We start from the raw sequence: 14,176 nt of genomic DNA on the forward strand, positions 1-14,176 counted from the left end.
TCAGTCCTCCGCAGCACCCGCCACCGCCGCCGCCCCCGGTCCCGGTGAGGTGAAGACGCCTGCGCGGGCGGCCGCTGCGGCGGCGCGGGCGGCGCGTTCGGCCGCGGCCGCGTCCGGAGGTGCGCCGGCCGTCAGGAGTCGGTAGTACAGGGGCGCGGAGACGAACCGGATGACCTCCTCAGCGTCCGTGCCCTCCGGCAGTTCGCCGCGGTCCACCGCCTGCCGGACGCACGGCGCCCACTCCCGCACGCGTACGGCGTAGAAGCGGTGCAGGGCCTCGGCTGCCCTGGGGTCCGTACCGGCGGCCGCGATCACGGCCCGGAAGAGCGGGCCCTGGCGCGGGTCGGCCAGGGTGCGGCGGACCAGGCCGGCGTTGGCCAGCAGGTCGCCGTCGAGCGAGCCCGTCTCGGTACGGGGCGCGGACTGCTCGGCCATGTCGCCCAGCAGGTCCGCTACGAGCCCAGACGGTGTCCCCCACCTGCGGTAGACGGTGGTCTTGCCCACCTCCGCGCGCCGGGCCACCTCCGCCAGGTCCAGCCGGTCGAATCCGGCTTCGGCCAGCAGGTCGCCGGCCGCGCGCAAAACCGCGGCCCGTACCCGGGCCGTGCGGCCGCCCGGCCGCAGCGTGCCCGGCTCCACGGCGCCCTCATCCACCATAACGGTCCTCCAGTTCCATTAGCACGCTCCAGCTGTTACGGTGGGAACAGCTTAAGGGGTCCACAGTTCCGTTAACAGTCTTGAGGGGGCTCATCATGGACTACAGGCAGCTCGGCACTTCCGGTCTCACCGTTCCCGTCCTGAGTTTCGGCGCCGGCACGTTCGGCGGCGAGGGCTCGCTCTTCGGAGCCTGGGGCAACACCGGCGTCCGCGAGGCGCGCCGCCTCGTCGACATCTGCATCGACGCCGGGATCACGCTCTTCGACACCGCCGACGTCTACTCGGCGGGCGCCTCGGAGTCCGTCCTCGGAGCGGCCGTGCGGGGCCGCCGCGACCGGGTGCTGCTGTCCACCAAGGCCGGCCTCCCCCTGGGGGACGGCCCCGGCGACGCCGGCACCTCCCGGTCGCGCCTCATCAGGGCCACCGAGGACGCCCTGCGGCGCCTGGACACCGACCACATCGACCTGTTCCAGCTGCACGCCTTCGATGCGGCCACCCCGGTCGAGGAGGTCCTGTCCGCCCTCGACCGGCTCGTGCGCGCCGGGAAGATCCGCTACGTCGGCGTCTCCAACTTCGCGGGCTGGCAGCTGATGAAGTCCCTGGCCGCGGCCGACCGCCACGGCTTCCCCCGGTACGTCGCCCACCAGGTGTACTACTCCCTCATCGGCCGCGACTACGAGTGGGAGCTGCTGCCGCTCGGCAGCGACCAGGGCGTCGGCGCCCTCGTGTGGAGCCCGCTGGGCTGGGGCCGGCTCACCGGCAAGGTGCGCCGGGGCAGTCCGCTGCCCTCCGGGAGCCGGCTGCACGCGACCGCGGGCTACGGCCCGCCGGTCGACGACGACCTGCTGTACGACGTCGTCGACGTGCTCGACGACGTGGCGCAGGAGACGGGCCGGACCGTGCCCCAGGTCGCCCTCAACTGGCTGCTCGGCAGGCCCACCGTGTCCTCCGTGATCATCGGCGCCCGCAACGAGGAGCAGCTGCGCCAGAACATCGGGGCCGTCGGCTGGAGCCTGACGCCGGAGCAGAGCGCGCGCCTGGACGCCGTCAGCCACCGCCCGGCGCCCTACCCCTACTTCCCGTACGAGCGCCAGGAGGGGTTCGCGCGCCTCAACCCTTCCCTGACGGCTCCGGCCCCGGGCAGGGCCGCGTAAGGACCCGGGCCGCCCGTCAGCCGGGGGGCGCGAGGCGGTCGCGCCACCAGTCCACGGTCGCCTCGATCTGCCGGTCGAGGGGCGTGGCCCGGACCGCGAACCGGGCCTCGTAGGCACGGGAATCGACCACGAACGGCCCGTCGAACTGGTAGCGGACCTCCTTCAGTTCGCGGAGCAGCGGCGAGAACAGCCCGGCCGCCGCCAGCACGGCCGCGGGGAGCCTGCGCACCGCGACCGGCCCCGTCCCCGCCCGCCCGGCCAGGCGGCCGGCCGTCTCGCGGACGGACAGCGCGGGCTCCGTCGGGACGTGCCAGGCGCGCCCCCAGGCCCGTTCCTCGCCCGCGACCTCCACCAGGGCGGCGGCCGCGTCGGGCAGATAGGTCCAGCTGTGCGGGGCGTCCGGGTCCCCGAGGGTCGAGACCGGCCTGCCGCGCAGCAGCGCCGGCACGACCCGGGCCGCCAGGTGTCCGCCGTCGGTCACGCCGGGTCCGAAGAAGTCCGAGGCCCGCACTTCGACGGCCCTGATGCGGCCCTGTTCGTGCAGCTTCCGCGCCTGCTCCCAGGCGGCGGCGCGGACCCGCCCCTTGGTGCCGGTCGCCGCGAGCGGCAGCCGCTCGGTCAGGGGGCCGTCCACCGGACCGTAGCCGTAGAGGTTCCCGAGCACGGCCAGGACGGCCCCGGTGGCCTCGGCGGCGGCACAGAGCGACGAGGACAGCGCCGGCCATTCGCCCGCCCAGCGGTGGTAGGGGGGTGCGGCGCAGCCGTAGACGGCGGCCGCGCCCTTCGCGGCCTCGGTCAGCCGCTCGGCGTCCCGCGCGTCGAGCGCGACGTGCTCGATTCCGGGTTCCGGGCGGCGTCCCGACGCGGTGACGACCCGTACGGACTTGCCCTGCGCGGCCAGCAGCCGGGCGGTCGCGGCTCCGGCGGGCCCGAATCCCACGACAACATGAAGGTTCACCGTACTCACCCTAGCGCGACATCATTTGACGTCTCGTCAGGTGCGATCGGGCATGGCACCGGCGGGCGGGCGGCGGCAGTATGTGGCCGAACCCCTGCGGAATCCGGCTGCCGTTCGCCTGGTGTATCCCCCGCGGTCACGCCAGGCTCCCTCTCCTGTCCCCCGGGCCCGCTGTGCTGGGGGCGCTCCGCACCCCCTCAACCGCAGAGGTCATCCGCCATGGCAGAACTCAACCGCCGCCGGTTCCTGCAGCTCACCGGTGGCGCCGCCGCCCTGAGCATGCTGGGAGACAGCATCGCGCGCGCTGCCGCGATCCCCGCGCAGGGGACCACCGGCACCATCGCCGACGTCGAGCACATCGTCGTGCTCATGCAGGAGAACCGTTCCTTCGACCACTACTTCGGCAAGCTGCGCGGTGTGCGCGGCTTCGGCGACCCGCGCCCGGTGACCCTGCCCAGCGGCAAGTCCGTCTGGCACCAGGCCGACAACGCGGGCAAGGAGACCCTGCCGTTCCGGCCGCCCTCGGACGATCTGGGCATGGAGTTCCTCCAGGGCCTCAACCACGACTGGGCGGGCGGACAGAGCGCCTTCAACAAGGGCAGGTACGACAACTGGGTGCCCGCCAAGACGCCCGCCACCATGGCGTACCTGACGCGCGAGGACATCCCGTTCCACTACGCCCTCGCCGACGCGTTCACCATCTGCGACGCCTACCACTGCTCGTTCATCGGCTCCACCGACCCCAACCGCTACTACCTGTGGTCGGGCCACACCGGCAACGACGGAAAGGGCGGCGGCCCGGTCCTCAACAACGCCGAGCTCGGCTACGGCTGGACCACCTACCCGGAGCGCCTCGAAGCGGCCGGCATCTCCTGGAAGGTCTACCAGGACATCGGCGACGGCCTCGACGCGGCCGGCTCCTGGGGCTGGATCAACGACGCCTACCGCGGCAACTACGGCGACAACTCGCTCCTCTACTTCAACAACTACCGGGGCGCCCAGCCAGGCAACCCGCTCTACGACAAGGCGCGCACCGGCACCGACGCCAAGGCGGGCGAAGGCTACTTCGACCGGCTGCGCGCGGACGTCCAGGCCGGCAAGCTGCCCCAGATCTCCTGGATCGCTGCCCCCGAAGCCTTCAGCGAGCACTCCAACTGGCCCTCCAACTACGGCGCCTGGTACATCGCACAGGTACTGGACGCCCTCACCTCGAACCCGGACGTGTGGGCCCGTACCGCCCTGTTCATCACCTACGACGAGAACGACGGCTTCTTCGACCACGTCGTCCCGCCGTACGCCCCCACCGACGCCGGCCAGGGCCTGTCGACCACGCCCACCGCGCTGGACGTCTTCGGCGGCAAGCCCGGCTACGTCGCCGGCCCGTACGGCCTGGGCCCGCGCGTGCCGATGCTGGTGGTATCCCCGTGGAGCACCGGCGGCTACTCCTGCTCCGAGACCTTCGACCACACCTCGGTCATCCGCTTCATGGAGAAGCGCTTCGGCGTCCTGGAGCCCAACATCTCGCCTTGGCGCCGCGCCGTCTGCGGTGACCTGACCTCCGCCTTCGACTTCGCCCGCAAGGACACCGGCGAGGTCCGGCTGCCCGATACCGGCGCCTGGCAGCCGCAGGACCGCGAGCGCCACCCCGACTTCCACGCCGTCCCTCCGGCGGTGGGCAGCATGCCCCGCCAGGAGAGGGGCCTGCGCCCCACCCGCCCGCTGAAGTACGCCCCGTACGTGGACGGCACAGCCCTCACCGGCGAGGGGAAGTTCCGGCTGGCCTTCGGCGCCGGCCCGGACCTGGGCGCGCAGTTCTACGTCACCTCCGGCAACCGCACCGACGCCCCTTGGACGTACACGGCCGAGGCCGGCAAGTCGATCGCGGACACCTGGAACACCCGCTACTCGGCCGGAGTCACCGACCTGACCGTGCACGGCCCCAACGGCTTCCTGCGCCGCTTCCGCAACCCCGGCACCACCCCGGGCCCGGAGGTAACCGCCCGGCACAACGCCGCCACCGGCAACCTGGACCTCACCTGCACCAACGCCGGCGGCTCTACGGCCATCCTCACGGTCGCCAACGCCTACGGCGGCGACCCGAAGCGCCTCACGGTCGCCAAGGGCACCACGGTCACGCACAGCGTCCCGCTGAAGAACAGCCGCCGCTGGTACGACGTGACGGTCACCGCGTCCGGGGCTCCGGACTTCGTGCGCCGCTTCGCGGGCAAGGTCGAAACCGGCGCCGCCGGCTTCTCCGACCCGGCGATCCTGACCGACCAGTCGTCCTGACGACCTGGCACGAGGTCAGCCGGAGTCCGGCGGCCCCCAACACGGTCTTCGGCTGCCTCCCCGTAGACGCGTGCGGCCAGTCGCCGCAGCGCGGACGCCCCGTACCGCAGCGCGCCGCGCCGCGCGGGGCCCGCGCGTCGGTGCCGAACCGGGGCCCATGCGGGGATCGGCGAACGGCACGCCGGGGTCGGTCTCGGCGTGCCGGCCGTCGGTGTCCTGGAGGAGCAGGCGCCGGGCGGTGCGGTCTGACCAGCGCACGGACACCCGGGCGGCGGTGCGGACCGTGCACTCGCCGCACAGCGTGCGCACGGTCAGGCGGGCGGGCGACCCTGACCGTCCGCGGCCGGCGTCCGCCGATGAAGGCGATGACGGTGGCGGGCGGTTCTGCGAACGACCGGGAGCCCGGGAGAGTCACCGCAGCTGGGGCGGGCCTTGACGACGCGCCAACGGACCCGGTCACCGCGGATGTCGCCGAGACCGGAGTCGCGCCTGCCGTGGCGTTGCCGCCGGCCGACAACACGGCCGAGACCGACGCCGACGGCGCGCTCCTCACCCGCGGTGCTGGTGCACCGGGCGCCGAGCCCGAGAGCAGGGCCGAGTCCGACGGGCCCGAGCCTGCCCGCGACACCGTCCGGCACAAGACGGATCCCGGGGGCGACCACGTGGGCGCGGCGCCGCCGCTCGCAGCCACCCCTGCCGCAGCAGGCAACGAAGCCGCGAGCAGCGGGGCGGAGGCCCGGTCCTCGGCCGACAGCCACGCCGACATCGCAGCCGAAGCCCGCAGGCCGACCGGTGGCACGCAGCCCGCGCGCGGCGCCGCCACGTCCGGCGACAGCCCCGTAGCCCAGCCCGAAGCCGAGGCCAGACGGAAGGCCGACCGCTCGCCCCGCAGGCCTCCACCCCCACGACGCCCAAGGCACCGCTGGATCTGCTGGCCGAGCTCACCAACACCCCTCCCCCGCCGGAAAACCCCCCGCCGGACCGCGGTGCGCCGCGTCAAGGTGTGGACGCCGATCCTGTTGGTCCTCGCCGGGGCATACGCCGGCGCCCAGCTGCTGCGGCCGCTCCCCGCCCCCCGGCTCGTCGCCGCCGAGGCCAGCCGCACCGTCGACGGGCAGTTCTCCGTCCCCTGGCCCGCCAAGGGCCAAGGCGCGGTCCGCATCCCCGGTTCCGGCGAGATCGGCACGTTCGGCGAGCAGAAGCCCGTCCCCACGGCCAGCGTGGCCAAGGTGATGACGGCCTACGTGATCCTCAAGGACCACCCCCTGCGCAAGAACGAGCCCGGTCCCGAGATCACGGTCGACGCGAAGGCCGTGGCCGAGGGCACCTCCGAGAACGAGTCCCGGATCAAGGGGCTCACGGCCGGGTCGAAGTTCAGCCAGCAGGACATGCTCAAGATGCTGATGATCCCGTCGGGCAACAACGCCGCCCGGCTGCTGGCCCGCTGGGACAGCGGCAGCGACTCCGAGGCCGCGTTCGTGGAGAAGATGAACGCCGCTGCCAGGGATCTCGGGATGAAGGACACCACGTACACGGACCCCAGCGGCCGGGGTCCGGGAAGGTGTCGGAGACCGACCGTGAACAGCAGCCGACCGGGGCCCGGCCGAGCTGCTGGGGTGCGGGCGTCTGCGTGGCGAGGGCAGCCCTGCGTGGCGCATCGTCAGTCCGCCCCCACCGGATGGCTGAGATTCGCTCCTGTCGCCGGGTCGAACACGTGGGCTTTGGCCATGTCGACCTGCAGCTCTATCGGATCGCCTTCCCGGGCACGCGTGGCGGCGTCCAGGCGGGCCACGACGGGATGGGTGTCGGCGCCGGTGTCGCGCAGGCCCGAGTCCTTGGCGAGCTCCTCCAGCTCGGTGGTCGTCGCCGGCCGCCCCTCCGCTGTGAAGTAGACATACGCATCGGAGCCCAGCGACTCCAGCACCTCCACGGTAGCGGTGAAGACCGGGCCCGTCCGGTCCCGGTCCTGTGACAGGGCGACGTCCTCGAATGCCTCCGGCCGTAGCCCTACGATGACCTCGCGGGGCGCGTTCCGTCTTTCCAGCGCCTGCCTCGTACGGTCGTCGAGGGCCAGGTCGCCCAGGGGCGAGCGCAGGGCACCGTCCTCCAAAGTGGCGTTCAGGAAGTTCATCGCCGGGGAGCCGATGAAACCGGCGACGAAGATGTTGCGCGGCGAGTTGTACAGTTCGGCAGGGGTGCCGATCTGCTGGACCAGGCCCTGCCTCATGACCACGACGCGGTCCCCGAGTGTCATCGCCTCGGTCTGGTCGTGGGTGACGTACACGGTGGTCGTACCGAGGCGCCGCTGCAGCCGGGAGACCTGAGTGCGCATCTGTACCCGGAGTTTGGCGTCCAGGTTGGACAGCGGCTCGTCCATCAAGAACGCCTTGGGATCACGGACGATCGCCCGCCCCATGGCCACCCGCTGGCGCTGACCGCCCGAGAGGTTGGCGGGCTTGCGGTCCAGGTGCTCGGTCAGGTCGAGGATCCGGGCGGCTTCCGTCACCTTGGCGTTGATGGTGTCCTTGTCCACCCTGGCCAGGCGGAGCGGGAAGCTCATGTTCTCCCGGACGGTCATGTGCGGGTACAGGGCATAGCTCTGGAACACCATGGCGACGTCGCGTTCCTTGGGAGCGAGCTCGTTGACGACTCGGCCGCCGATGCGCAGGGTGCCCTCGGTGATGTCCTCAAGTCCGGCGATCATGTTCAGGGTGGTGGACTTGCCGCATCCGGACGGACCGACCAGGATGACGAACTCGCCGTCGGCGATCTCGAGGTCCACGTCCTTCACGGCGAGGGCCCCGTCGGGAAAGCGCTTGGTGACTCCCTCAAGGATGATCTCGGCCATGGATGGTGCCTCCTTGCCTTCATTCCTCCGGGGTCCGAGCACTGCGGTCGATGTCTCGGACCGGTGGCCCGTCTGCCGCGGTCGGCCCGTTCACCCCTTGACTGCCCCGGAGGTCAGTCCGGCGACGATCCGCCGCTGGAAGAACAGGACGAAAACGATGATCGGGACGGTGATGACCACAGCGGCGGCGGCGATCGACCCCGTGGGCTGCTGGAACTGGGAGCTCCCGGTGAAGAACGCGATCGCGGCCGGTACTGTGCGCGCGGACTCGGTGGAAGTCAGCGAGATCGCGAACAGGAAGTCGTTCCAGCAAAAGATGAATACGAGAATGGCCGTGGTGAACACGCCCGGCGCGGCCAGCGGCACGATGACCATCCGGAAGGCCTGCGCGGGCGTCGCCCCGTCGACCTTGGCGGCCTTCTCCAGATCCCAGGGGATCTCCCGGAAGAACGCCGACAGGGTGTAGATCGCCAGCGGCAGGGAGAAGGCCGTGTACGGGATGATCAGCCCGACCCAGGTGTCGAAGATCCCCACGATCCGCTCGATGTTGAACAGCGGTGACACCAGGGAGATCGGCGGGAACATGGCGATCAGCAGCGACATGCCGATGAGCACCTGCTTGCCGGGAAAGCGCAGCCGGGCCACCGCGTACGCGGCCATGGTGCCGAGCGCCACCGCGATCACCGTGGTGATCAGGGCGATGCCGATCGAATTGATCAGTGCGCGGGTGAACTCGGATGTGTCGAAGATGCCCCGGTAGTTCTCCAGGGTCCAGTCCCTGGGGATGTAGTCGCCGTCCGTGAGGGTGCTGGGGTCCTTGAACGACAGGGCGGCGATCCACCACACCGGGAACAGCGCGTACAGCACCACCAACACGTTCACGACGCCCCATCGGGCGGCATGCGTCCTTCCTGCCGCGGCCATCAGCGCTTCGTCTCCGCGCCGGGTGCGGCGGCGCCGAACATTTTGACGAAGGCGAAGGCGATGACCCCGACACAAATGAAGATCAGTACCGAGATCGCCGACCCGATGCCCAGGTTCAACGCGGTGAACAGGTTGTCGTACCCGAGGATCGACAGGGAGCCCGTGTCCTGGGCGCCGGCGGTCAGGATGTAGATGTTGTCGAAGATCCGGAACGCGTCCAGCGTGCGGAAGAGCAGTGCCACCAGGATGGCCGGCTTCATCAGCGGCAGCATGATCTTGGTGAAGCGCTGCCAGGCGGTGGCACCGTCCACCATGGCCGCCTTCAAGGTCTCCTCGGGGACGAGCGCGAGGCCCGCGAGCAGCAGCAGGGCCATGAACGGCGTCGTCTTCCACACCTCGGCGAGGATGATCAGCCAGAGGGCGGGCCAGTGCTCGGTCAGCGGCGCCTCTCCGCTGGGCAACAGCCCGGCGAGGTATCCGAGGTCCGGGGTCCAGGCGTACTGCCAGGAGAAGGCGGCGACCACGGTGACGATCCCGTACGGCACGAGGACCGATGTGCGGACGACGCCGCGCCAGAAGATCGTGCGGTGCATCACCAGGGCGAGCCCCATGCCGAGGACCAGTTCGATCGCCACGGACACGACAGTGATGAACAGGGTGACCCAAAAGGCGTCCCACCAGAACGGGGAGGACAGCACCGCCCCGTAGTTGCTCAGGCCCACGAACTCCGCTCGTCCGGGAAAGCGCAGGTCGTACCGCTGCAGTGACAGATAGACGGCGTACCCGATGGGGTAGGCGGTCACGGCGATCATGACGACGACAGCGGGCGCGCAGAGCAGCCAGCCGAGCCGCCTCTCCTGCCTGGCGCCCGCCGAGAGTGCCGCCCGGTCCGGCCCCGCCTGCTGCGTGCTCGCCGCGGGGGGCGGCAGGGTTCCGGCCGGTTGCGCTCGCGTGCTCATGTCGGGCCGCCCGAGGACGAGGCCCGCGCACTGCGGCGCCGGCCGGCAGAGCGGGGCGGGAGGAGGTGGTGGTTCACGGGATCACACCCTCGGATCGCAGGGCATCGTCGATCTGCTCCCTGATGGTGTCGACGGACCTCTCCGGCTCGATCCCGGCCGGCGGAGACAGCGTGTGGGAAACCGCGATCGACACGTTCTGGTAGGCCGGGGTGAGCGGGCGCACGCTCGCCGACTCCAGGGCGGCCAGCACCGCCTCGGAGAAGGGGTATTCCTTCATGAACGCGGGCTCGTCGTACAGGGCGCGCAGGGTGGGCGGCAGACCGCCCTCGATCGCGGCGGTGAGCTGGTTCTCCCGGTTGCGCAGGCACAGCGCCGCCTCGAAGGCCAGGTCGGGGTGGCGCGAGTAGGCGCTCACAGCCAGATCGATGCCGCCGATGGTGGGCCGTGCCGGACGGTTCGCGTCGACCCGGGGGTACGGCGCCCAGCGGAAGTTCTTGAACAGCTCGGCGTTGTTCGCCTTCATCGACGGATAGACGAACGGGTAGTTGAGCTCGAAGGCCGCCGTCCCCGCCTCCATGGCGAGGCGGTTCTGGTCCTCCATCTGGTTGGGCAGGGAGGGGTTCGCGGCCGGGGAATTCGCCAGTTCACGCATGATCCCCGCGGCCCGCACGGCAGGAGGGCCGAGGGAGGGCCCGGTCGCGCTCGCGTTGAGGATGGAGCCGCCCGCACTGTTGGTCAGGGTGTTGAACCAGACGGTCAGGCCCTCGTACTGGGCGCCCTGGATCTCGACGAAGTGCGGTTTGCCCTGCCGGGCGAGGGCGCCGGCCATGTCCAGCATCTCGGCCCAGGTCCTGGGCGGGGTGGGCGCCAGGTCCTTGCGGTACCACAGGAGCTGGGTGTTGGTGTTGTACGGGACGGCGTACAGCTTGCCTTTCCAGGTCGAGGTCTGCAGCGGTACGCGCAGGGTGCCCTCGACAGCCTGCTGTTTCGCCGCCCCCGTCCATTCCCGGATCCAGCGCGCCTCGGCGAACTCCGCCGCCCAGGTGACGTCCAGGCCCAGGATGTCGAGCGAGTCGTCCTCGGCGGCGAGTCTGCGTACGAGCTGCTGGCGCTGGCCGTCCGCGGCACGCGGGAGCCTGTTGTAGCTGATCCGGTAGCGGCCGCCCGACGCCCGGCTGCACCGGTCGGCCGCCTTCTGGAGCGCACCGGAGTCGTCGGGGAAGTTGTACCAGTTGAGGGTCGGCCTGCCGGAGCCCTCGTCACCGCCACACGCGGAGAGCACCGACGCCAGCAACGGCATCACGGCGAACGCCCGCAGCCAGCGCGTCCCTCTGCGACTTCCCCTCCGACCCGGAACCGGCCGGCAGCCGCACCTCGCGTGCACGCGCTCCACACCTCGCTTCCGGACGGTGGCACGGGGCTCGGGCCTCGCAGCGTTCGCGTCCCGGCAGATACTAAATGCCGCATAAGTCAAGATCAAGCACATATCGCCGCCCCGTCGTCTCGTAGGCCCGGGCGGCGCTGCCGGCCGAGACGGTCCGCACGTCGGGCCTGGACACCGCGTTCTCCGACGGGAGCGTTCGAGGACGTTTTGATCACCCGTCACCCAGAGCCGACCCCGTACCGTTCCAGGACTTGACAGGCCCGAGCGATGCCGTCCTCGGCTTCCAGTGCCCGGCTGAGCCGACGCGCGGCCTCAGCGTAGGAAGCGTGCCGGGTGAGGGCCTGCAGGCGCTGGGCGAGGGCGGCGGCGGTGAGCTCACGGACCGGCAGGGGCGCGGGCCCCGCGCCGAGCTCGTGCACCCGTGCGGCCCAGTAGGGCTGGTCCCCGAAGAACGGGCAGACCAGGGATGGTCTTCCGGCGCGCAGCGCCGAGGCCGTGGTGCCTGCCCCGCCGTGGTGGACGACAGCGGCCATCCGGGGAAACAGCCAGTCATGGGGGGTGTCGCCGACCACGAGGACGTCGTCCTCGCTGGTGGCGGGGTCCCCTGGCAGCACTCCGCGCAGGTTCGCCCGACGCAGGGCCGTCCGTACGAGGGCGTCGGTCGCCTCGGGGTCGCCGGTCCTCATGCTGCCGAATCCGACGTAGACGGGCGGGGGGCCGTCGGCCAGGAAGGCAAGCAGTCGCCGTGGGGGTTTCCACAGCGGCTGGTCATGGTGCCAGAAGCCGGTGACGTGGACGTTCGGTCCCCAGTCGGACGGCCGCGGTACGACCGTCGGGCTGAACGCACACAGCACGGGGGCTCGGCGAACCTGCCGGAAGGGGGCCGATAGGGAGAGCGCCGGGAGGCCGAGGCTCTCCCGGCGCCATGCGTTGACGAACCGCCGGAACACCATCCAGGACCCGAGGTCGACCGCACCGTAACTGAGCCGGTTGCCCACGCCCCCCAGCATCCGTGCAGCCGGTGCGAACGGGTGCGGAAAGGCCTTCGTGGGCTGGCTCGGCTGGAAGTGGATTACAGCGTGGGGGACTCGGAGGTACTGGCTCAGGTGAACTCCGAGGAAGCTGAAGGTCGGCGCCAGAACCAGGTCGGCTCCCTCCGCACCGGCCTGCGTCTCCTGCAGCATCGGCATGATGCAGGGCCGCAGGACCCGGTCCATGCGGCGGATGAACGCCACCGGGTTCCGTCGTCCGGCGAGGAGTTCCTGCCCCTCTGCGGACTCGATGATCTCCGCGGGGTCGACCGGAAGGGGATGGAGGTCCAGGCCCGCCTCGGCGATCAGACGCCCGTAGCGGACGCTGGCCAAGATCCTTACCGTGTCGCCCCGACGGAGCAGTGCTCGCCCCAGGGCCAGGCAGGGCTGGACGTCGCCGCGGGACCCCGCGGCGAAGATCACCACTGTCCGCATGAAACCGCTACCCGAGTGACTTCATGACCGTCGGCCAGATGGCGTGCAACTCGTTCTGCCAGTACGGCCAGGAATGCGTCCCCGGTGTGTACACGTGCGTCGTGACGTCTACACCCGCCGAGCGGAGCGACCGCGCGAATCTCTTGGTCTGCTTCGACAGCGGTGCCTCGCCCAGCATGCTCACCAGCAGCACATCGTGTGGGCGTCCCGTGTCCAACGGTCCGGGCTTGCTGCTGCCCGCGGACAGGTGGACGTGCGTTCCGCGGAACGAACGCGGCATGGCAGCGGGGTTGTGGGCTTGCCAGACTTCGGCGTTGTCCACCGGATCGCCCCACACTTCTCTGATGTCGATTCCCTCCCTCCAGGTGCCGAGTGAGAGTTCCAGGCGCACGGCAGAATCGTTCAGATCCACGTAAGAACTCATTGAGGCCACGTAACGGAACATCCCCCGGTTGTGCGCCGCATAGTTGAGGGCGCCGAAGCCTCCCATGGACAGTCCCACGATGGCCCGTGAGGGGCCCGCACGGTACTTCTTCTCCATGAGCCTCACGAGTTCGCCGGTGTGAAAAGTTTCCCAGCGGGGAGCACCGGCGAACCAGTCGCTGTAGTAGCCGGCCCTTCCGGCGTCCGGCATGACGATGAGCACGTCGGAGTCCCTCGCCAACTCTTCCACGTCCGTCTCGCGCACCCAGGACGTGTAGTCGTCGTCTCCGCCGTGGAACATGTAGAGAACCGGAAAGGTGGCTTTCGGCTTTGTTTTCCAGCTCGCTGGAAGGATGACGCGGACCGGGATCGTCATTCCCATCGCCGGAGAACGGACCGTGAGATCGTGAATCCGGTCGTCGATGACTGTTACGGCAGTGACACGAGCCTCTGCGTGGTGCGGCCCGGACGTGCCGTCCGGGCTCCGCTCAGCTGCGTGCGCCTCGGTCGAGAGGAGAGCGGCGGCGAGCCAAAGGCACACCAGATACGTTCTTGCGTACTTCAGAAAAGTGACCCACACAGCTGGGAGCATGACGAAATGCGCTGGTCATCACCACCAGACACTCCGTTCAACGGAGGCCAGTAGCCCGTACAGCCGCACAGCGTCGCCAGGACTCCGGGTCTGTCCAACGAACGGCTCGGTCGGGCAGCGCGTCGACGCGCTCGCAGGTTGCGGCGTCGTTCAGGATCGTGGCGTAGCGGCGGCCTCACCGCATGGTGAAGTCGTCAGCACCGAGCACTGGGGGCACCCCTACTGGGGGCAGGGGATGCGTAACGAGCGGGTCGGCACGCTCGCCCACGGCGGGCTCTTCCGTGCAGGGGGAGCAGCAGCCGGGCCCCGGCTCTCCCGGCCGGAGCCGACGCGACCGCCGCGATCGCCTTCTGCAGCACCGGGGGTACGCCGCTGTAGCAGCGTCAGCCCGGGACCTGCTCGACGAACGTGGTCTTGGAGCAGCCCGTTTCTCGCAGTACTGCCTGTCTCCACCACCTCGAACAGCACCGAAGCCAGGGGGGAAGTAGCGCCGTCAACTCGACGCCGTACTCCACCAGCCTG

Annotated in this window: 10 protein-coding genes and 1 pseudogene; 3 read left to right on the forward strand and 8 right to left on the reverse strand. The window is 70.6% G+C overall.

The window, feature by feature from the left end:
• Positions 1-657: a TetR/AcrR family transcriptional regulator gene (locus ACSHWO_RS06165; protein WP_438310351.1), complete on the reverse strand. Its 657-nt coding sequence runs from the start codon at positions 655-657 to the stop codon at positions 1-3.
• Positions 658-752: 95 nt separating this feature from the next.
• Here ACSHWO_RS06165 and ACSHWO_RS06170 point away from each other — a divergent pair, with 95 nt between their 5' ends.
• On the forward strand, positions 753-1,811 hold the full coding sequence (locus ACSHWO_RS06170; RefSeq protein ID WP_438310352.1) for an aldo/keto reductase: 1,059 nt from the start codon (positions 753-755) through the stop codon (positions 1,809-1,811).
• A 16-nt stretch (positions 1,812-1,827) separates the two neighbouring features.
• Here the strand turns inward: ACSHWO_RS06170 and ACSHWO_RS06175 are convergent, their stop codons facing one another.
• A complete protein-coding gene (locus ACSHWO_RS06175) occupies positions 1,828-2,769 on the reverse strand; it encodes an NAD-dependent epimerase/dehydratase family protein (protein ID WP_438310353.1) in 942 nt (313 codons plus the stop codon).
• A gap of 219 nt (positions 2,770-2,988) precedes the next feature.
• Here ACSHWO_RS06175 and ACSHWO_RS06180 point away from each other — a divergent pair, with 219 nt between their 5' ends.
• A complete protein-coding gene (locus ACSHWO_RS06180) occupies positions 2,989-5,058 on the forward strand; it encodes a phosphocholine-specific phospholipase C (RefSeq protein WP_438310354.1) in 2,070 nt (689 codons plus the stop codon).
• Positions 5,059-6,290: 1,232 nt separating this feature from the next.
• Positions 6,291-6,545: pseudogene (locus ACSHWO_RS06185) on the forward strand (D-alanyl-D-alanine carboxypeptidase); the annotation flags it as partial.
• A gap of 173 nt (positions 6,546-6,718) precedes the next feature.
• Here the strand turns inward: ACSHWO_RS06185 and ACSHWO_RS06190 are convergent.
• The 6 genes from ACSHWO_RS06190 to ACSHWO_RS06215 all read right to left on the reverse strand — a co-directional run bounded on the left by ACSHWO_RS06190 (position 6,719) and on the right by ACSHWO_RS06215 (position 13,654).
• Positions 6,719-7,906 (reverse strand): ABC transporter ATP-binding protein, encoded by a 1,188-nt coding sequence (locus ACSHWO_RS06190; RefSeq protein WP_438310355.1) that lies wholly within the window; start codon positions 7,904-7,906, stop codon positions 6,719-6,721.
• 90 nt (positions 7,907-7,996) lie between these two features.
• On the reverse strand, positions 7,997-8,830 hold the full coding sequence (locus ACSHWO_RS06195; RefSeq protein WP_361092445.1) for a carbohydrate ABC transporter permease: 834 nt from the start codon (positions 8,828-8,830) through the stop codon (positions 7,997-7,999).
• Positions 8,830-9,789 carry a carbohydrate ABC transporter permease gene (locus tag ACSHWO_RS06200; RefSeq protein ID WP_385804816.1) on the reverse strand — a complete coding sequence of 320 codons (960 nt, stop codon included), beginning with the start codon at positions 9,787-9,789 and terminating at the stop codon, positions 8,830-8,832. The genes ACSHWO_RS06195 and ACSHWO_RS06200 overlap by 1 nt, the downstream gene beginning before the upstream one ends.
• Before the next feature lie 73 nt (positions 9,790-9,862).
• Positions 9,863-11,089 (reverse strand): ABC transporter substrate-binding protein, encoded by a 1,227-nt coding sequence (locus ACSHWO_RS06205; RefSeq protein WP_438310356.1) that lies wholly within the window; start codon positions 11,087-11,089, stop codon positions 9,863-9,865.
• Between the two features lie 302 nt (positions 11,090-11,391).
• Complete coding sequence (locus tag ACSHWO_RS06210) at positions 11,392-12,639, reverse strand: glycosyltransferase (RefSeq protein ID WP_438310357.1); 1,248 nt, start codon at positions 12,637-12,639, stop codon at positions 11,392-11,394.
• A gap of 7 nt (positions 12,640-12,646) precedes the next feature.
• Complete coding sequence (locus ACSHWO_RS06215; RefSeq protein WP_385804819.1) at positions 12,647-13,654, reverse strand: alpha/beta hydrolase; 1,008 nt, start codon at positions 13,652-13,654, stop codon at positions 12,647-12,649.
• Positions 13,655-14,176 lie beyond the last annotated feature (522 nt).

The organism is Streptomyces pallidus (ex Mingjun et al. 2026) (genome assembly GCF_051550185.1).
Taxonomy (GTDB): domain Bacteria; phylum Actinomycetota; class Actinomycetes; order Streptomycetales; family Streptomycetaceae; genus Streptomyces.

Bases quoted from the DNA above. Each gene is read 5' to 3' on its own strand.
- ACSHWO_RS06165 (WP_438310351.1), bottom strand. From the start codon at position 657: ATGGTGGATGAGGGCGCCGTGGAGCCGGGCACGCTGCGGCCGGGCGGC.
- ACSHWO_RS06170 (WP_438310352.1), top strand. From the start codon at position 753: ATGGACTACAGGCAGCTCGGCACTTCCGGTCTCACCGTTCCCGTCCTG.
- ACSHWO_RS06180 (WP_438310354.1), top strand. From the start codon at position 2,989: ATGGCAGAACTCAACCGCCGCCGGTTCCTGCAGCTCACCGGTGGCGCC.
- ACSHWO_RS06190 (WP_438310355.1), bottom strand. From the start codon at position 7,906: ATGGCCGAGATCATCCTTGAGGGAGTCACCAAGCGCTTTCCCGACGGG.
- ACSHWO_RS06195 (WP_361092445.1), bottom strand. From the start codon at position 8,830: ATGGCCGCGGCAGGAAGGACGCATGCCGCCCGATGGGGCGTCGTGAAC.
- ACSHWO_RS06200 (WP_385804816.1), bottom strand. From the start codon at position 9,789: ATGAGCACGCGAGCGCAACCGGCCGGAACCCTGCCGCCCCCCGCGGCG.
- ACSHWO_RS06205 (WP_438310356.1), bottom strand. From the start codon at position 11,089: ATGCCGTTGCTGGCGTCGGTGCTCTCCGCGTGTGGCGGTGACGAGGGC.
- ACSHWO_RS06210 (WP_438310357.1), bottom strand. From the start codon at position 12,639: ATGCGGACAGTGGTGATCTTCGCCGCGGGGTCCCGCGGCGACGTCCAG.
- ACSHWO_RS06215 (WP_385804819.1), bottom strand. From the start codon at position 13,654: ATGCTCCCAGCTGTGTGGGTCACTTTTCTGAAGTACGCAAGAACGTAT.